The following is a 15,831-nucleotide window of genomic DNA, read 5'->3' as shown; positions in this document are numbered from 1 at the left end:
GCGCCTCAGCGGGGCCTCAGATTCTCGCCGATGGCGCCTTCATTTCTCACTACCATATAGCAAAGTGCACAATAGCCACCCGCAGCCGGGGTGCCCGGCCACAACCCCCCCGAAGAACATGAGCCCCAAGGACGATATCCAACTTCTGCGCATCAACTACCTGCGCGGCCCCAACATCTGGACCTACCGACCGGCTCTCGAAGTCTGGCTAGACCTGGGGGAACTCGAAGACTACCCCTCCAATCTCCTGCCAGGTTTTACCGACCGCCTGGTCGCCATGCTGCCCGCCCTGGTGGAACACCACTGCGGCGTTGGCGAACGCGGTGGCTTCCTGCAACGTCTGGTGGAAGGCACCTGGGCCGGCCATATCCTGGAGCACGCAGTGATCGAGTTGCTGAACCTGGCGGGCATGCCCACCGGCTTTGGCCAAACCCGCAGCACCTCCCAGCGCGGCGTCTACCGCATGGTGTTCCGGGCGCGTGACGAGCAGGTTGCCCGTACCGCCCTGGCCCAAGGCCACCGGCTGCTGATGTCGGCCATCAACGATGTTCCGTTTGACGTAGCCGCCGCCGTGGCCGCCGTGCGCGCCGAGGTGGATGACTGCTACCTGGGCCCCAGCACCGCCTGCATCGTGGCCGCCGCCACCGACCGGGGCATTCCGCACATCCGCCTGAATGACGGCAACCTGGTGCAACTCGGCCATGGTGCCCGCCAACGCCGTATCTGGACGGCAGAGACCGAATTCACCAGCGCCATCGCCGAAGGCATCGCGCATGACAAAGACCTGACCAAGACCCTGCTGCAGTCCTGCGGTGTGCCCGTGCCCGAGGGAGTAGCCGTGGACAGCCCGGCCGCCGCCTGGGAAGCCGCGCAAGACATCGGACTGCCCGTGGTGGTGAAGCCATCCGACGGCAACCATGGCCGCGGCGTCACCCTGGACCTGAGCAACCAGGCCGACATCGAAGCCGCCTACCTGGTGGCCGAAAAGCACGGTAGCGAAGTGCTGGTAGAGCGCTTTGTGCGCGGCAACGAGCACCGCCTGCTGGTGGTCGGTGGCCGCGTGGTCGCCGCCGCACGCGGCTCGGTGGCCTGGGTTACCGGCAACGGCCACTCCACCGTGGTGGAGCTGGTTGATACCCATATCAACACCGACCCGCGCCGGGGCACCCACGAAGACGCACCATTGGGCCTGATCGACACCCGTGGCGACGAAGCCGTGCTGCTGGACCTGCAGCGCCAGGGCCTGACGCCCGACTCGGTACCCGCCGCTGGCCGCCAGGTGCTGATCCAGCGCAACGGCAACGTGGCGATCGACTGCACCGACCAGATGCACCCCGAGGTGGACCACATCGTTTCGCTGGCGGCTCGTATCGTGGGCCTGGACATTGCTGGTGTGGACGTGGTGGCCGAGGACATTTCCAAGCCGCTGAGCGCCCAAGGCGGCGCCATCGTCGAAGTGAATGCCGGCCCCGGCCTGCTGATGCACCTGAAACCGGCCGAGGGCGCCCCCCGCCCCGTGGGCCGAGCCATCGTGGACCACCTGTTCTCCGAGCACGAAACCGGCCGCATCCCGGTGGTCGGCGTAGCCGGCACCCAGGCCACACACACCATTTCTCGCCTGGTCGCCTGGCTGCTGCACCTGAGCGGCCTGCGCGTGGGCCTGGCTTGCCGCGACGGCCTGTTTCTGGACACCCGCCGCATTGAATCCACCGACTGCGCCCACTGGGCACCATCGCACCGCCTGCTGATCAACCGCTCCATGGAAGCCGCGGTGATTGAAAACGGCGCGGCCAGCATCCTGCGCGACGGCCTGGCCTACGACCGCTGTGCCGTGGGCATCGTCACCGACATGGGCGGTGCAGACAAGCTGGCTGAATTCGACATCACCGAGGAAGACCAGCTCTACAAAGTGCTGCGTACCCAGGTAGACGTCGTCTTGCCCGAAGGCGTGGCGGTGCTGAATGCGGCCAACGCGCGCGTGGCCCAGATGGCCGAACTCTGTGACGGCAGCTCCATCCTGTATGGCCTGGACCCGCAGTTGGAAGCCACCGTAGCCCACCGCGCCACCGAAGGCCGTGCCGTGGTGGTCAACAAGGGCTACATCATGCTGGCCACCGGCAGCTCCGAAGCACCATTGGTGAGCCTGGACATCCTGTCTGCCGTCTGGCAGCGCGAGGTGCCGCTGGAACCCATCCTGGCCGCGATTGCCGCCGCCTGGGCCATGGACATCTCGCCCGACCTGATCGTCGCCGGCCTGAAAACATTTGAGCTGGACCTGCCTACCGCGCGCACCGTACTCCCCGCCGTGCCCACAGCAGCGCCCTACCGTACCGAACAAGAAGATAGAAAGACCGACTGATGGAAGTCTCACGCATTCGGGCCCTGCGTGGCCCCAATCTCTGGAGCCGCCACACCGCCGTCGAAGCCGTGGTTTCGTGCGTGGAAAACGAACGTGCCATCGGCCAGTTGCCCGGCTTCGAGGCCACCGTACGCGCACTGTTCCCCGCCATAGGCCCGCTGCGCCCCAACCGCGAACACGCCTCGGTATCCCTGGCCCATGTGCTGGAAGCCGCCACCCTGGCCCTGCAAGCCCAGGCCGGCTGCCCTGTGACCTTCAGCCGCACGGCCTCTACACCGCAAGCGGGCACCTACCAGGTCATCGTGGAATACAGCGAAGAGGCTGTTGGCCGCCAGGCACTCGAACTCGCCCAGGCGTTGATCCAGGCCGCCCTGAGCAACACCACATTCGACGTGGACAGCGCCATCGCCCAGCTGCGCGAAACCGATGAAGATGAACGCCTCGGCCCCAGCACCGGCGCCATCGTGGACGCGGCCGTAGCCCGCGGCATTCCCTACCGCCGCCTGACCAAGGGCAGCATGGTGCAATTTGGCTGGGGCTCGCGCCAACGCCGCATCCAGGCGGCTGAGTTCGACGCCACCAGCGCTGTCTCCGAGGCGATTGCCCAAGACAAAGACCTGACCAAAAAACTGCTGCACGCCGCCGGCGTACCCGTGCCTCTGGGTCGCCCCGTCAATAGCTTGGATGAAGCCTGGCAAGTCGCCCAGGAAATCGGCCTGCCCGTCGTGGTCAAGCCGCAGGATGGCAACCAGGGCAAGGGCGTCACCGTGAACATCGTGGACCGCCCGCACCTGGAAGTAGCCTATGCCGCCGCCGCCGAGATTGGCGAAGTCATGGTGGAAAAATTCCTGCCCGGCAGCGACTTCCGCCTGCTGGTGGTGGGCAACAAACTGGTAGCTGCAGCCCGCCGTGACCCGCCCCAGGTGCTGGGCGACGGCGTGCACACCGTGCGCGAGCTGGTGGACATCGTCAACTCCGACCCCAAGCGCGGCGAAGGCCATGCCACCTCGCTGACCAAGATCCGCTTTGACGACATCGCCATCGCCCGCCTGGCCTTGCAAGGCCTGCAGCCAGAATCGATTGCCGAAAAAGGTCGGCGCATCATTCTGCGCAACAACGCCAACCTGAGCACCGGCGGCACCGCCACCGATGTGACCGACGACGTGCACCCCGCCGTCGCGGCCCAGGCCGTGGCCGCCGCGCAAATGATTGGCTTGCACATCTGCGGCGTGGACGTGGTCTGCGAAAGCATGCTCAAACCGCTGGAAGACCAGCACGGCGGTATCGTGGAAGTGAACGCCGCCCCTGGCCTGCGCATGCACATTTCGCCGTCATTCGGCAAGGGCCGCAACGTCGGCGAAGCCATGGTCAGCAACCTGTATGCGCCGGGCGAAGACGGCCGCATCCCGGTGGTCGCCGTCACGGGCACCAACGGCAAGACCACCACCGCCCGCCTGATCGCCCATCTGTTCACCAGCAGCGGCATGCGCGTCGGCATGACCAACACCGATGGCGTGTACGTCAACGGCCGCCAGATCGACAGCGGCGACTGCTCGGGCCCGAAAAGCGCGCGCAATGTGCTGATGCATCCCGACGTGGATGCGGCCGTGTTCGAAACCGCGCGCGGCGGCCTGCTGCGCGAGGGCCTGGGTTTCGACCGCTGCCAGGTCGCCGTGGTGACCAATATCGGCGCCGGTGACCACCTGGGCCTGAACTACATCACCACGGTGGAAGACCTGGCCGTGCTCAAGCGCGTGATCGTGCAAAACGTGCAGGCCACCGGCTATGCCGTGCTGAACGCCGCCGACCCCATCGTCGCGGCCATGGGCGCCTCCTGCCCCGGCAACGTGATCTTCTTCACCGCCGACCGCCACCACCCGGTGATGGCCACACACCGGGCCCAAGGCCGGCGCACGGTGTATGTGGATGGCGACCACATCGTGGCGGCCGTGGGTTCCTGGCGCGAACAGATCGCCTTGCGCGATGTGCCGTTGACCCGTGCCGGCACCATCGGCTTCCAGGTGGACAACGCCATGGCCGCCGTGGCTGCCGCCTGGGGTGTGGGCCTGAACTGGGACACCATCCGCCGTGGCCTGTCCAGCTTTGCCAATGACGCCGACAACGCGCCTGGCCGCTTCAACGTCATGGACTACCGTGGCGCCACCATCATTGCCGACTACGGCCACAACCCGGACGCCATGCGCGCCCTGGTTGCCGCAGTGGACGCCATGCCCGCCAAGCGCCGCTCGGTGGTCATCAGCGGCGCTGGCGACCGGCGCGACGAAGACATCCGCGAGCAAACCATCATCCTGGGCGACGCTTTTGACGACGTGATCCTGTTTGAAGACGCATGCCAGCGTGGCCGCGCCGACGGCGAAGTCGTCGCCCTGCTGCGCGAGGGCCTGGCCAACGCCCAGCGCACCCGCCAGGTGGACGAAATCTATGGCGAATTCATCGCCATCGACAAGGCCCTGGAACGCCTGCAGCCCGGCGACTTGTGCCTGATCCTGGTGGACCAGGTGGAAGAAGCCCTGGCCCACCTGGCCCAGCGCGTCGCCGCCGCCTGAGCCATTCCAGGCAGCGCCCCAGTTTCATAAAAGAAATGGGGCGCTGGCGCAGAATACATCTGCGCCAGCAGCTACCAAAAATATAGCAACCGCGTTCGTTCGCGCAGATCGGGCTGGGTACAGATTCGCAACAGGGTGTAGCCAGCGCGGCTGCCGCCCGGCTGGACTGTAAAATCGCGCCTTTTCGCCCCCTCCCCTCCCATGTCGTCTGTCCCCGCTGGGCACTCCCGTGCCTGCTTTGACCTGAAAAGCGCTACGCTGCCCTTGATGGCGCTGGTGCTCAAGACCGCCAACCTCAACATCCTGGGGCAAGAGCTGGAAGCGCGCTATGGCGACACGCCCGACTTCTTTGACCAGGACCCGGTAGTCGTCAACCTGGCGCAGGTCGAGGAAGAAGCTCTGCCCATAGACTTCAAACAACTGTGCGTGCTGCTGCACAGCTACCGCATGCATGCCATTGCCGTGCACGGTGGCAGCCCGGAACAACGCGCCGCAGCCGTGGCCGTGGGCCTGGTGGAAGCACCCGACATTACCCACGCACAGCCGCTGCCGGCCCCCGCCCCTGCGCCCGTGGCACCCGAAGCAATTGCCCCCGCTGTGGCGCCCGGCACGCTGATCATCGACAAGCCTTTGCGATCCGGCCAGCAGGTTTACGCCCGGGGCGGCGACCTGGTGGTGCTGGCCGTGGTGAGCTTTGGCGCCGAAGTGCTGGCCGACGGCAATGTGCATGTGTACGCCCCGCTGCGTGGCCGCGCGATTGCCGGCGCCAAGGGCAATACCGATGCACGCATTTTCAGCACCTGCCTGGAAGCCCAGCTGGTGTCGATTGCCGGCACCTACCGTACCTCCGAAATCCCGCTGCCCGCCGATGTGCTGGGCAAGGCGGCCCAGATTCGCCTGGTAGGCGAAAAGCTGGTGATGGAACCTCTTCTTTAAACACTCTCAACCCAGAAAGACCCGCATCCCATGACCAAGATCATTGTGGTGACATCCGGCAAAGGTGGCGTTGGCAAAACCACCACCAGCGCCAGCTTCGCATCCGGCCTCGCTCTGCGCGGCCACAAGACGGCGGTGATCGACTTTGACGTCGGTCTGCGCAACCTGGACCTGATCATGGGTTGCGAACGCCGCGTGGTGTACGACCTGATCAACGTGATCCACAACGAAGCGAATCTGAACCAGGCGCTGATCAAGGACAAGCAGTGCGACAACCTGTTCGTGCTGGCCGCCTCGCAAACCCGCGACAAGGATGCCCTCACGCAGGACGGCGTGGAGCGCGTGCTGAAGGACCTGGGCGACATGGGCTTCGAGTACATCGTCTGCGACTCACCTGCCGGCATCGAAACCGGTGCGCTGATGGCCATGCACTTTGCCGATGAGGCCCTGGTGGTGACCAACCCCGAAGTCTCCTCGGTGCGCGATTCCGACCGCATCCTGGGCATGCTGGGGTCCAAGACCAAGCGCGCCATAGAAGGCAAAGCCCCCGTCAAGGAACACCTGGTCATCACCCGCTACAACCCCACCCGCGTGGAAGACGGCCACATGCTGTCGCTGGAAGACATCCAGGACATCCTGCGCATTCCGCTGATGGGCGTGATCCCCGAGTCGGAAACCGTGCTGCAGGCATCGAACCAGGGCCTGCCGGCCATCCATCTGGCAGACAGCGATGTGTCCGAGGCGTATAAGGACGTGGTGGCACGCTTCCTGGGCGAAGAAAAACCCATGCGTTTTGTGGAAGCCGTGAAACCCGGGTTTTTCAAGCGCCTGTTCGGGGGGAAATAAACCATGTCTTTCCTGTCTTTCCTGCTGGGGGAAAAGAAAAAGACCGCCACGGTCGCCAAAGAGCGGCTGCAGATCATTCTGGCGCACGAGCGCAGCGGCCGCGGCGCCAGCCGTCCTGACTACCTGCCCGCACTGCAGCGCGAACTGGTGGCCGTGATCAGCAAATACGTGTCCATCAACGCTGACGACATCAAGGTCCACCTGGAACGCCAGGACAACCTGGAAGTGTTGGAAGTGAAGATCGAACTGCCAGAGGCCCTTCGATGAAAGCGTGGATGGCTGCCGCAGGTATTTCTGTCGCCTGCGCAAGCAGCCTACATGCTGAACAAATTGGCGCGGTAGACACGGCCTTCCAGTGGATAGGCCCGGACCACAAGATCGTGGTCGAAGCCTATGACGACCCGCAGGTGCAAGGCGTGACCTGCTATGTATCGCGTGCCAAGACCGGTGGCATCAAGGGCGCGCTGGGCCTGGCCGAAGACAAGGCCGAGGCATCCATTGCCTGCCGCCAGGTTGGCCCCATCAGCTTCAGCAAACCACTGCCCCAGCAGGATGAGGTGTTCAACGAACGCCTGTCCATCCTGTTCAAGAAGCTGCGCATCGTGCGGATCGTGGACAAACAGCGCAACGCGCTGATCTACCTGACCTATTCAGACAAGCTGATCGACGGTTCGCCGCAAAATGCCGTCACCGCCGTGCCGGTAGAGCGTGGCACGGTGATTCCGCTCAAATAGATGGTGAACAGACTCTAGGGCCGCTCAGGCCCAGTCGTTGCCACCCATATCGCCGAGATCAAACACCTCGTCGTTACCCGAGCTGTCCATGCTGGACGGCGTATCCACCGCAAAAGCCCCGGCATCCCTGGCCAGGCTGCTATCGCTCTGGCCCAGGAAATTGCTGTCCAGCGATGGGAAGGAGGGCACCAGCTCAGTCAGGCCAAAGGTCGATGCCGACGCATTGTTGTGGTGGCCCATCAGGTTCTCAATGCCCTGGAACAAAAAGGCACCGGCTGCCACTCCAGCCGCCGTGGTCGCCATGCTGGTCAAAAAGCTGGGCGCCTGGAAGCGTGAAGGCGCAGCCGCCACAGGTGCAACAGGTGCAGGTGCGGGCGAATAGGCAGGTGGGAGCGCCGATGCAGGCGGCGCCACAGGCGACTGCGCATACGCCGACGAAGCAGGATTGCGACCCCATGCCGTGCTGTCCAGAAAGCTACCGCTTGCCGAAGCCGGTGCCTTGCTGCGTTGCAATTCAGCCTGCAAGCTGGCGATCTGCGCCTGGGCCGCTTGCAGTGCCTGGTCCTGTAGCAGGCTGCGCTGGACCAGCAAGTACGTGGCATCCGGCTGGCAGGCCACCGTGCTTTCAATCAGCGCATGGGCTTCGGGGTCTTTGGGGCCGCCCTTGGCCAGAGCCAGCTGCTGCAGGAACTGGGTCAGTTGTTCGCGTTCTTGGAAGTTCATAAAAACCTCGTCCAGGTAGTAGTACTTAATAGATACGCACTGTGATCCACAAATTCAATACCTATACATGCCAGGTGGTGAAGCAAACGTAAAGATCCGGTAATTTTGCATACAAACGGAATTAGGTTTTATGTGCAGCTATATTTTCCATAGCTGCTTGCGCAGATTCCATGTGCGCCAGCCCCCTATTTCCTTCAAAACTGCCGTCCACAGCTCCAGGCTGCCGAGGTGCCTGTGCAAGGCGCTGCGGACACGGCACCCGTAATGCGATACTTGGGGCATTGCCGTAGGGATTTCCAAGCTGCTCCGCGCCATGCCGTTTTGAAGGCCGAGGCTCTGGCGCGACATCCCCGGCGGCCCTGCCCCGCATCGAAAACAACTCCAACACGTCCACCGCCCTGGGATGCGAACCGCCGCAACCGTCGCCACCACCATGCCCCCCGTCAACACGCCCCACATCAAAGGCTGGTGCCCCGGTGCGCTGCGCCCCATGCTATCGGGCGACGGGCTGGTGGTGCGTGTACGCCCGCAGGCTGGGCGGCTCACACCCACCCAGGCAGGCGGCATTGCCGCGCTATCCAACAGCCATGGCAACGGCCTGCTCGACCTGACCAGCCGCGCCAATCTGCAGCTGCGTGGCGTTGCGCCCGCATCGCACCCCGGGCTGATCCAGGGGCTGCGGGATCTGGACCTGCTGGATGCCAGCCCGGAAGCTGAAGCCCTGCGCAACATCGTCGTCACGCCGTTCTGGACGCCGGGCGACGGCACCCTGCAGATCGCCAACACCCTGGCCCAGGCCCTCGCCGCACCGGACGCACCCGACTTGCCAGGCAAGTTCGGCTTTGCGGTAGATACAGGCCCACGGGCCGTGCTGGGCAGCACCTCGGCCGACATCCGCATCGAACGCAACGCCTTGGGTTACACCGTGCGTGCCGATGGCTATGCGACCGTGGCCGAAGTGTCGGCGAACGAAACCGTACCCGCCGCGATAGAGCTGGCCCGCTGGTTTCTGGCCCAGCGCGGCGCAACACCGGGGCGCAGCCGGATGGCGGCGCTAGCGCCGCAGGCCCTCCCAGCGCAATTTCAAATGCCAATGGCCACCCCGGCTGCGGCCACCCAACCCCAGCCAGGCGGAGTCGCAGCAGGCTGGCTGGCCGGAGCCGAATTCGGCCAGCTCGCCGCAGCCACACTCGCCGCCCTAGCCGATCTGGGCCCGCTGCGCATGACGCCCTGGCACATGCTCCTGGTCGAAGGCGCCACCCAGGCGCCCGACCTGGCCGGCCTGATCACCCAGGCCGACGATCCGCGACTGCGCGTGGTCGCATGCACCGGCGCACCGGGCTGTCTGCAGGCCCTAGCCGCCACACGGCCCCTGGCCCGTGCGCTGGCACCCCAGGTGCCCGCCGGCCACCTGTTGCATGTCTCCGGCTGCAGCAAAGGCTGCGCCCACCAGCGCGCCGCGCTGACACTGGTGGCAACCCCGACGGGCTTTGACCTGATCCGTAACGGCACGGCATCTGCCTCCCCCGATGTACAGGCCTTGTCTACCGAATCCATTGCTTCTTACTTGTTCCCCACATTCCATGCGCCACGCATTTGAAACCGATGGCGTAGCCATTTACCGCCAGTCCTTCGCCATCATCCGGGCCGAGGCCGATCTGGCCCGCTTCAACCCCATCGAAGAGCTGGCCGTCGTCCGCATGATCCACGCTACCGGCATGGTCGGCCTGGAAGCCCATGTGCGCTTTTCCGAAGGCATGGCCGAAGCCGCCCGCAGCGCGCTGGAGGCCGGTGCCCCCATCCTGTGCGATGTGCGCATGGTCAGCGAGGGCATTACCCGTACCCGCCTGCCCGCCAACAACCAGGTCATCTGCACGCTCAACGATCCCGCTGTGCGCGAGCTGGCCCAGACCCTGTCGACCACCCGCAGCGCCGCCGCGCTGGAGCTGTGGCGGCCGCACCTGGCCGGCGCCGTGGTGGCCATAGGGAATGCGCCCACCGCGCTATTTCACCTGCTAAACATGCTGCAAGACCCGGCCTGCCCACGTCCAGTCGCCATCATCGGTTGCCCAGTGGGCTTTGTCGGTGCGGCGGAATCCAAGGCCGCGCTGATGGCCGACTTGCCGGCGCCGTCACTGGTAGTGCAGGGCCGCCTGGGTGGCTCGGCCATCACCGTCGCCGCAGTCAATGCATTGGCCAGCCGGAGAGAAATCTGATGGGCCGCATCCTTTGCGCCGGGCTCGGCCCCGGCGATCCCGATTTGATGAGCGTGCGTGCCGACCGCGCGATCCGCGCCGCCGGCCATGTCGCCTACTTCCGCAAGAAAGGCCGCCCCGGCCAAGCACGGCGCATCGTCGAAGGCATGCTGGCACCAGGGGTGACCGAGTACGCGATGGAATACCCGGTGACCACCGAGCTGCCCTTCGACAGCCCCGAGTACATCGCCTGCCTGGCCGGCTTCTACGACGACTGGGCCGCCCGCCTGGCAGTGCTGGCGCAAACCGAAGACGTGCTGGTGCTGTGCGAGGGTGACCCCTTCTTTTACGGCTCGTTCATGCACCTGTTCACCCGGCTACAGGGCCGCGCCGCGGTGGAAGTGATACCCGGCATTCCGGGCATGGTGGGCTGCTGGTGGGCCACCGGCACACCGATCACCTGGGGTGACGACGTCTTGACCGTGCTCATGGGCACGCTGCCCGAGGCCGAGCTGCTGCGCCATATGCAATCCGCCGACGCGCTGGTCATTATGAAGACCGGCCGCAACCTGCCACGCGTGCGCAACGCGCTGGCCGCCGCTGGCCGGCTGGACCAGGCCTGGCTGGTCGAACGCGGCACCATGCCGGGCGAGCGGGTTGTGCCACTAATCGAAGTGGACGGCACCGACTGCCCCTACTTCGCCATCGTGCTGGTGCACGGCCATGGGCGCCGCCCCGAGGTACTGGAATGAGCGGCTGGCTGTGCATTGCGGGTCTTGGCCCGGGCGACCCGCATCTGGTCACACCCGAAGTCACCGCCGCGATTGATGCCGCCACCGACGTGGTCGGCTACATCCCCTACGTGGCGCGCATCGCGCCGCGTGCAGGCTTGTCGCTGCACCCCTCCGACAACCGGGTGGAGATGGACCGCGCGCGTGCGGCCCTGGCCATGGCGGCCGTTGGCCGCCGCGTGGTGGTGGTGTCGTCCGGCGACCCAGGCGTATTTGCCATGGCGTCCGCCGTATTCGAAGCCCTGGAAGGCATGCCCACGTGGCAGCAGCTGGATATCCGCGTGCTGCCCGGCATCACCGCCATGCTGGCCGCCGCAGCCCGCGCTGGCGCGCCGCTGGGCCACGACTTCTGCGCCATCAACCTCAGTGACAACCTGAAACCCGCCAGCCTGATCGAAACCCGCGTGCGCGCCGCCGCCGGGGCAGACTTTGCGATGGCGTTTTACAACCCGCGCTCGGCCAGCCGACCCGACACCTTTGGCCGCATCCTGGCCGTACTGCGCGAGACCTGCGGGCCTGGCAGGCTGATCACCTTTGCACGCGCCGTGTCTACGCCGCAGGAACAGATCCTTACCGTCACACTGGCCGAGGCCACGCCCGAGATGGCCGATATGCGCACCGTGGTGCTGGTCGGCAATGCCGCCACGCGCCGCGTGGGGCGCTTCGTCTACACGCCACGAACCGCAGGATGAGCTGCGATCCAGTCCATCACCTCGGCCACCGTGGCGACAGTGGCGCGGGCAGGAATGTAGGGGCGGTCTACCAAGATTACCGGTATGCCCAGCGCTCGCGCAGCAACCAGTTTGGCCTCTGCGCCGCTGCCACCGGCGTTCTTGGCCACCACATGGCTGATGCCATGGGCCTGTATCAAAGCACGATCGCCGTCCACCGTGAATGGGCCGCGCGCCAGCACCACCTCGGCCTGGGGCAAGGGCAGGTCCGGCACGTTATCAACCAGACGCAACAGGTAATGGTGCTGCGGACGCACCGCAAACGCGGCCAGGTTTTGCCGGCCAATCGCCAAAAACACCCGGGCCGGCGCCTGGGGCAATGCGGCAACGGCAGCTTCGATATCGGGCACATGCTGCCACTGGTCACCAGCCTGAGCCACCCAGGCCGGGCGCTCCAGGGCCAGCAACGGAAGACCCAAAGCGCCACAGGCCGCAATCGCATTGCCGCTCATCTGTGCCGCGAACGGATGGGTGGCATCCACCACATGGCTGATACCCTGTGCCTGCAGCCAGGTTTGCAAACCCGCGACACCGCCAAAGCCGCCAACCCGCATAGGCAGTGGCTGTGCAACGGGCGCTTCGGTGCGGCCGGCGTACGAAAACACTGCGTCCATACCGGCCGCAGCCAGGGCGCGGGCCAACTGGCTGGCTTCTGTGGTTCCCCCCAATACGAGGATGCGTAGCATGGTTGATCCCTGGCTTTCCATCATAGGTTTAGGCGAAGACGGGCTGGCTGGCCTGAGTGATGCCAGCCGCGCAGCACTGGATGCTGCCGAAGTCATTTTTGGCGGACCGCGCCACCTGGCGCTGGCCGATGCCGGGCCGCGCGGCCAGCCATGGCCCGTGCCTTTTGACGTGGCCCCGGTGCTGGCACTGCGCGGCCAACGTGTGGCCGTGCTGGCCTCGGGCGACCCGTTCTGGTTTGGTGCCGGCGGTAGCCTGGCAGCGCAACTGGATGCAACGGAGTGGACTGCCTACCCCGCGCCCTCCACGTTCTCGCTGGCGGCTGCACGCCTGGGTTGGCGACTGGAAGAAGTGGCTTGCCACGGCCTGCACGCCACCCCATTTGCCAGCATCCGCCCCAGCCTGCAGCGCGGCGCACGCCTGTTGTGCCTGCTGCGCGACGGCACGGCCGTGCGCGACTTCAGCTCCTGGCTGGACCAGCAAGGTTTTGGCAGCTCGGTACTCTGCGTGCTGGAAGCCCTGGGCGGCCCGCGTGAACGCATACGCCACAGCACGGCCGCCGGTTTTGATCTGCTGGATGTCGCCGCCCCCGTGGCGCTTGCCATCGAGGTGGCAGGCGCGCTGGGCCTGCCACGCAGCGCTGGCCTGCCGGATGCAGACTTTGACCACGACGGCCAGATCACCAAGTCCCCCATGCGCGCGTTGACACTGGCCGCCCTGGCACCGCGCCCCGGCGAGCATCTGTGGGACATAGGCGCGGGCTCGGGCTCCGTCTCGGTGGAATGGTGTCTGGCGGGTGGCCGCGCCAGCGCCGTCGAGCAACATGCCGCGCGCGTGGCCAATATCCGAACCAATGTGGACCGCTATGGCCTGGCCGGCACTCTGCACGTGGTCGAAGGCCTGGCGCCCGAGGCGCTGGCCAGTCTGGCGCCACCGCAGGCGATCTTCGTCGGCGGTGGTTTCAATCTGGCACTGTTCACGGTTTTGCAATCCCTAGCTCCCTCTGGCTGTAGGTTGGTGGTGAATGCGGTCACGCTGGAAACCGAATCCGCGTTGACCCAGCTGCACTTGCAGCACGGCGGCGATTTGCTACGCATCGAACTGGCCCCGTCGGCACCGCTGGGCAGCATGCGTGGCTGGAAACCCGCCCGCCCGGTAGTGCAGTGGAGCATAACGCTCTGAATACGGTGGTAAAAATCGCTGGCCTGGGCTTTCGCGCCCAGGCCACAGTGGCATCACTGCGCAGCGCCTTGCAGGCCGCTGGTGCCCATGGCATCAGCGCGCTGGCCACGGCCGAAGACAAGGCCCATGCCCCCGCCCTGCGGCAGCTGGCTGCGGAACTGGGGCTACCCGTACTGGCAGTGCCACTGGCCACGCTGCAGCAGCAAGCCGCCAACGCCAGCCCCCATGCCCCCGCCCGCTACGGCGGCCACAGCTTGGCCGAAGCGGCAGCACTGGCCGCAGCCGGCATAGGCGCGCAGCTAGTCACGGCCCGGGGTGTATCCACCGACCGCATGGCCACCGCAGCCATCGCGGAAAATACCCGGCTATGACTGTCCACTTCATCGGCGCCGGCCCCGGCGCCCCCGACCTCTTGACCCTGCGCGGCCGCGACCTGATCGCCGCCAGTCCCGTCTGCCTGTATGCCGGCTCCCTGGTGCCCGAAGGCGTGCTGGCCCACTGCCCGCCGGGCGCCCGCATCGTCAACACCGCCCCGCTGTCGCTGGAGCAGATCCTGGCCGAGATCAGCGCTGCCCATGCCGCCGGGCAAGACGTGGCTCGCCTGCACTCGGGCGACCTGTCGGTCTGGTCGGCCATGGGCGAGCAGCTGCGCGGCCTGCGCACGCTGGGCATCCCCTACACCGTAACCCCAGGTGTACCCTCATTCGCCGCCGCTGCCGCCACGTTGGAAGCTGAATTGACCTTGCCAGGCCTGAGCCAGTCGGTGGTACTGACGCGCACTTCCGGCCGGGCATCGGCCATGCCCAGCACCGAGTCGCTGGCCAACTTTGCGGCCACCCAGGCCGTGCTGGCCATCCACCTGTCCATCCACGTACTGCCCCGTGTGGTGGCCGAACTGACGTCCCACTACGGCGCCGACTGCCCGGTCGCCGTGGTCTGGCGCGCCAGTTGGCCGGACGAGCGCGTGGTGCGCGCCACGCTGTCCACCATCGAAGCGGCAGTAGGTGAAGGCATGGAGCGCACGGCCTTGATCCTGGTCGGCCATACCCTGGGCGAGAACTTGGGAGCAGAAGACTTCGACCACAGCCGCCTCTACGCAGGCGACTACGACCGCCGCTACCGCCCGCTGGGCACCGCGCCACGCTTTCCAGCAGGTACCGAGTGAATATCGACCTCTGCCTGGTCGGCATAGGCACCGGCAACCCCGACCACGTCACCCGCCAGGGCGTGAAAGCGTTGAACGCCGCCGACCTCATCCTGGTGCCCCACAAAGGCGAAGGCAAAGCCGACCTGGCCGAGCTGCGCCTACAGCTGTGCCAGGAGCTGGTGACCAACCCCGCCACCCAAGTGGTGCAGTTCGACATGCCGGTACGCGACGTCAATGACCCCGACTACCCCGGCGCCGTCAATCGCTGGCACGACGCCATTGCCAACGTATGGCTCCAAAAAATGCGCGCCCATCTACCAGCAGGCGGGCGCATAGCCCTGCTGGTGTGGGGCGACCCCTCGCTCTACGACAGCACGTTGCGCATCGCCGCACGCCTGGCTTTGCAGCTGCCATTAAAAGTGTCTGTGGTGCCCGGCATCACCGCGCTGCAAGCCCTAACCGCCGCGCACGCCATCGCACTGAACGACATCAACGCCCCCGTCACACTCACCACAGGCCGCCAACTGCGCGACCACGGCTGGCCCGAAAGCGCCGACACCGTGGCCGTAATGCTGGACGGCCACTGCTCTTTTCAACACCTGCCGCCCGAGGGCATCACCATCTGGTGGGGTGCCTACCTGGGTATGGCTCAGCAGATTTGCATTGCGGGGCAGCTGGCCGAGGTGAGCGAGCGGATTCAGGTCGAACGCCAGGCTGCGCGGGTGGCGCATGGGTGGATCATGGATACGTATTTGATGCGACGGGGGTAGCGGGCCTGACACATCACTTGGTCTGCAAAGCAGCGCAAAGAGTCAGTCACGAGTGGCCGGTATCTGAATGCCCAATTCCACGATCCGCATGCATGGCGCATGCAAATTCAACTGTAAACCGGAAGCACGCCAATTGCGCGACGGGTGGAGAGCCATACAGGAGTCC

The 15,831-nt window shown here is 65.9% G+C and carries 16 protein-coding genes; 14 read left to right on the top strand and 2 right to left on the bottom strand.

All coding sequences use genetic code 11. The features are described from left to right. The first annotated feature begins 118 nt into the window (after positions 1 to 118). The 6 genes from AC07R0_RS04885 (at position 119) to AC07R0_RS04860 (ending at position 7,442) form a co-directional block, all read left to right on the top strand. Positions 119 to 2,359: a cyanophycin synthetase gene (locus AC07R0_RS04885; protein ID WP_495098378.1), complete on the top strand. Its 2,241-nt coding sequence runs from the start codon at positions 119 to 121 to the stop codon at positions 2,357 to 2,359. Beyond that, on the top strand, positions 2,359 to 4,926 hold the full coding sequence (gene cphA, locus AC07R0_RS04880; RefSeq protein WP_495076056.1) for a cyanophycin synthetase: 2,568 nt from the start codon (positions 2,359 to 2,361) through the stop codon (positions 4,924 to 4,926). Before AC07R0_RS04885 ends, cphA begins: the two co-directional genes overlap by 1 nt. A gap of 201 nt (positions 4,927 to 5,127) precedes the next feature. Next, positions 5,128 to 5,862 carry a septum site-determining protein MinC gene (gene minC, locus AC07R0_RS04875; protein WP_495098377.1) on the top strand — a complete coding sequence of 245 codons (735 nt, stop codon included), beginning with the start codon at positions 5,128 to 5,130 and terminating at the stop codon, positions 5,860 to 5,862. Between the two features lie 30 nt (positions 5,863 to 5,892). Then, positions 5,893 to 6,708, top strand: a complete 816-nt coding sequence (gene minD / locus AC07R0_RS04870; RefSeq protein WP_495076058.1) for a septum site-determining protein MinD — start codon at positions 5,893 to 5,895, stop codon at positions 6,706 to 6,708. Positions 6,709 to 6,711: 3 nt separating this feature from the next. Then, positions 6,712 to 6,975 (top strand): cell division topological specificity factor MinE, encoded by a 264-nt coding sequence (gene minE / locus AC07R0_RS04865; protein WP_076197818.1) that lies wholly within the window; start codon positions 6,712 to 6,714, stop codon positions 6,973 to 6,975. Positions 6,976 to 6,983: 8 nt separating this feature from the next. Further along, positions 6,984 to 7,442: a CreA family protein gene (locus tag AC07R0_RS04860; RefSeq protein ID WP_495104248.1), complete on the top strand. Its 459-nt coding sequence runs from the start codon at positions 6,984 to 6,986 to the stop codon at positions 7,440 to 7,442. Positions 7,443 to 7,466: 24 nt separating this feature from the next. Here AC07R0_RS04860 and AC07R0_RS04855 read toward each other — a convergent pair whose 3' ends face one another. Next, on the bottom strand, positions 7,467 to 8,165 hold the full coding sequence (locus AC07R0_RS04855; protein WP_495104009.1) for a DUF2076 family protein: 699 nt from the start codon (positions 8,163 to 8,165) through the stop codon (positions 7,467 to 7,469). A 403-nt stretch (positions 8,166 to 8,568) separates the two neighbouring features. Here AC07R0_RS04855 and cobG point away from each other — a divergent pair, with 403 nt between their 5' ends. Genes cobG through cobJ form a run of 4 tightly spaced genes read left to right on the top strand, consistent with a single transcriptional unit; the run spans position 8,569 to position 11,843 of the window. Continuing rightward, entirely contained in the window at positions 8,569 to 9,765 is a 1,197-nt protein-coding gene (cobG, locus tag AC07R0_RS04850) for a precorrin-3B synthase (protein WP_495104008.1), read from the top strand. After that, a complete protein-coding gene (locus tag AC07R0_RS04845; RefSeq protein WP_495104007.1) occupies positions 9,749 to 10,381 on the top strand; it encodes a precorrin-8X methylmutase in 633 nt (210 codons plus the stop codon). The genes cobG and AC07R0_RS04845 overlap by 17 nt, the downstream gene beginning before the upstream one ends. Continuing rightward, on the top strand, positions 10,381 to 11,112 hold the full coding sequence (locus tag AC07R0_RS04840) for a precorrin-2 C(20)-methyltransferase (RefSeq protein ID WP_495076062.1): 732 nt from the start codon (positions 10,381 to 10,383) through the stop codon (positions 11,110 to 11,112). Before AC07R0_RS04845 ends, AC07R0_RS04840 begins: the two co-directional genes overlap by 1 nt. After that, positions 11,109 to 11,843: a precorrin-3B C(17)-methyltransferase gene (gene cobJ / locus AC07R0_RS04835; protein ID WP_495104006.1), complete on the top strand. Its 735-nt coding sequence runs from the start codon at positions 11,109 to 11,111 to the stop codon at positions 11,841 to 11,843. The genes AC07R0_RS04840 and cobJ overlap by 4 nt, the downstream gene beginning before the upstream one ends. Here cobJ and AC07R0_RS04830 read toward each other — a convergent pair. After that, on the bottom strand, positions 11,819 to 12,568 hold the full coding sequence (locus tag AC07R0_RS04830) for a cobalt-precorrin-6A reductase (RefSeq protein ID WP_495104005.1): 750 nt from the start codon (positions 12,566 to 12,568) through the stop codon (positions 11,819 to 11,821). The two genes, cobJ and AC07R0_RS04830, sit on opposite strands and share 25 nt — an antisense overlap. On the opposite strand from AC07R0_RS04830, the gene cbiE reads away from it, so the two are divergent. From cbiE to cobF, 4 genes are read left to right on the top strand one after another with little or no spacing between them, the layout of a single operon-like run. Next, the gene (cbiE, locus tag AC07R0_RS04825; RefSeq protein WP_495104004.1) at positions 12,567 to 13,748 is read left to right on the top strand and encodes a precorrin-6y C5,15-methyltransferase (decarboxylating) subunit CbiE; all 1,182 of its coding nucleotides are present in this window, start codon (positions 12,567 to 12,569) and stop codon (positions 13,746 to 13,748) included. The genes AC07R0_RS04830 and cbiE overlap by 2 nt on opposite strands. Continuing rightward, positions 13,730 to 14,119 (top strand): cobalamin biosynthesis protein, encoded by a 390-nt coding sequence (locus tag AC07R0_RS04820; protein WP_495098371.1) that lies wholly within the window; start codon positions 13,730 to 13,732, stop codon positions 14,117 to 14,119. Before cbiE ends, AC07R0_RS04820 begins: the two co-directional genes overlap by 19 nt. Beyond that, positions 14,116 to 14,913, top strand: a complete 798-nt coding sequence (gene cobM / locus AC07R0_RS04815; protein ID WP_495104003.1) for a precorrin-4 C(11)-methyltransferase — start codon at positions 14,116 to 14,118, stop codon at positions 14,911 to 14,913. The genes AC07R0_RS04820 and cobM overlap by 4 nt, the downstream gene beginning before the upstream one ends. Continuing rightward, complete coding sequence (gene cobF / locus AC07R0_RS04810) at positions 14,910 to 15,665, top strand: precorrin-6A synthase (deacetylating) (protein WP_495104002.1); 756 nt, start codon at positions 14,910 to 14,912, stop codon at positions 15,663 to 15,665. The genes cobM and cobF overlap by 4 nt, the downstream gene beginning before the upstream one ends. The last annotated feature ends 166 nt before the right edge of the window (positions 15,666 to 15,831 follow it).

The sequence above is a fragment of the Rhodoferax sp. GW821-FHT07F03 genome (genome assembly GCF_059418745.1).
This window is presented reverse-complemented; position numbering and strand designations above follow the sequence as displayed.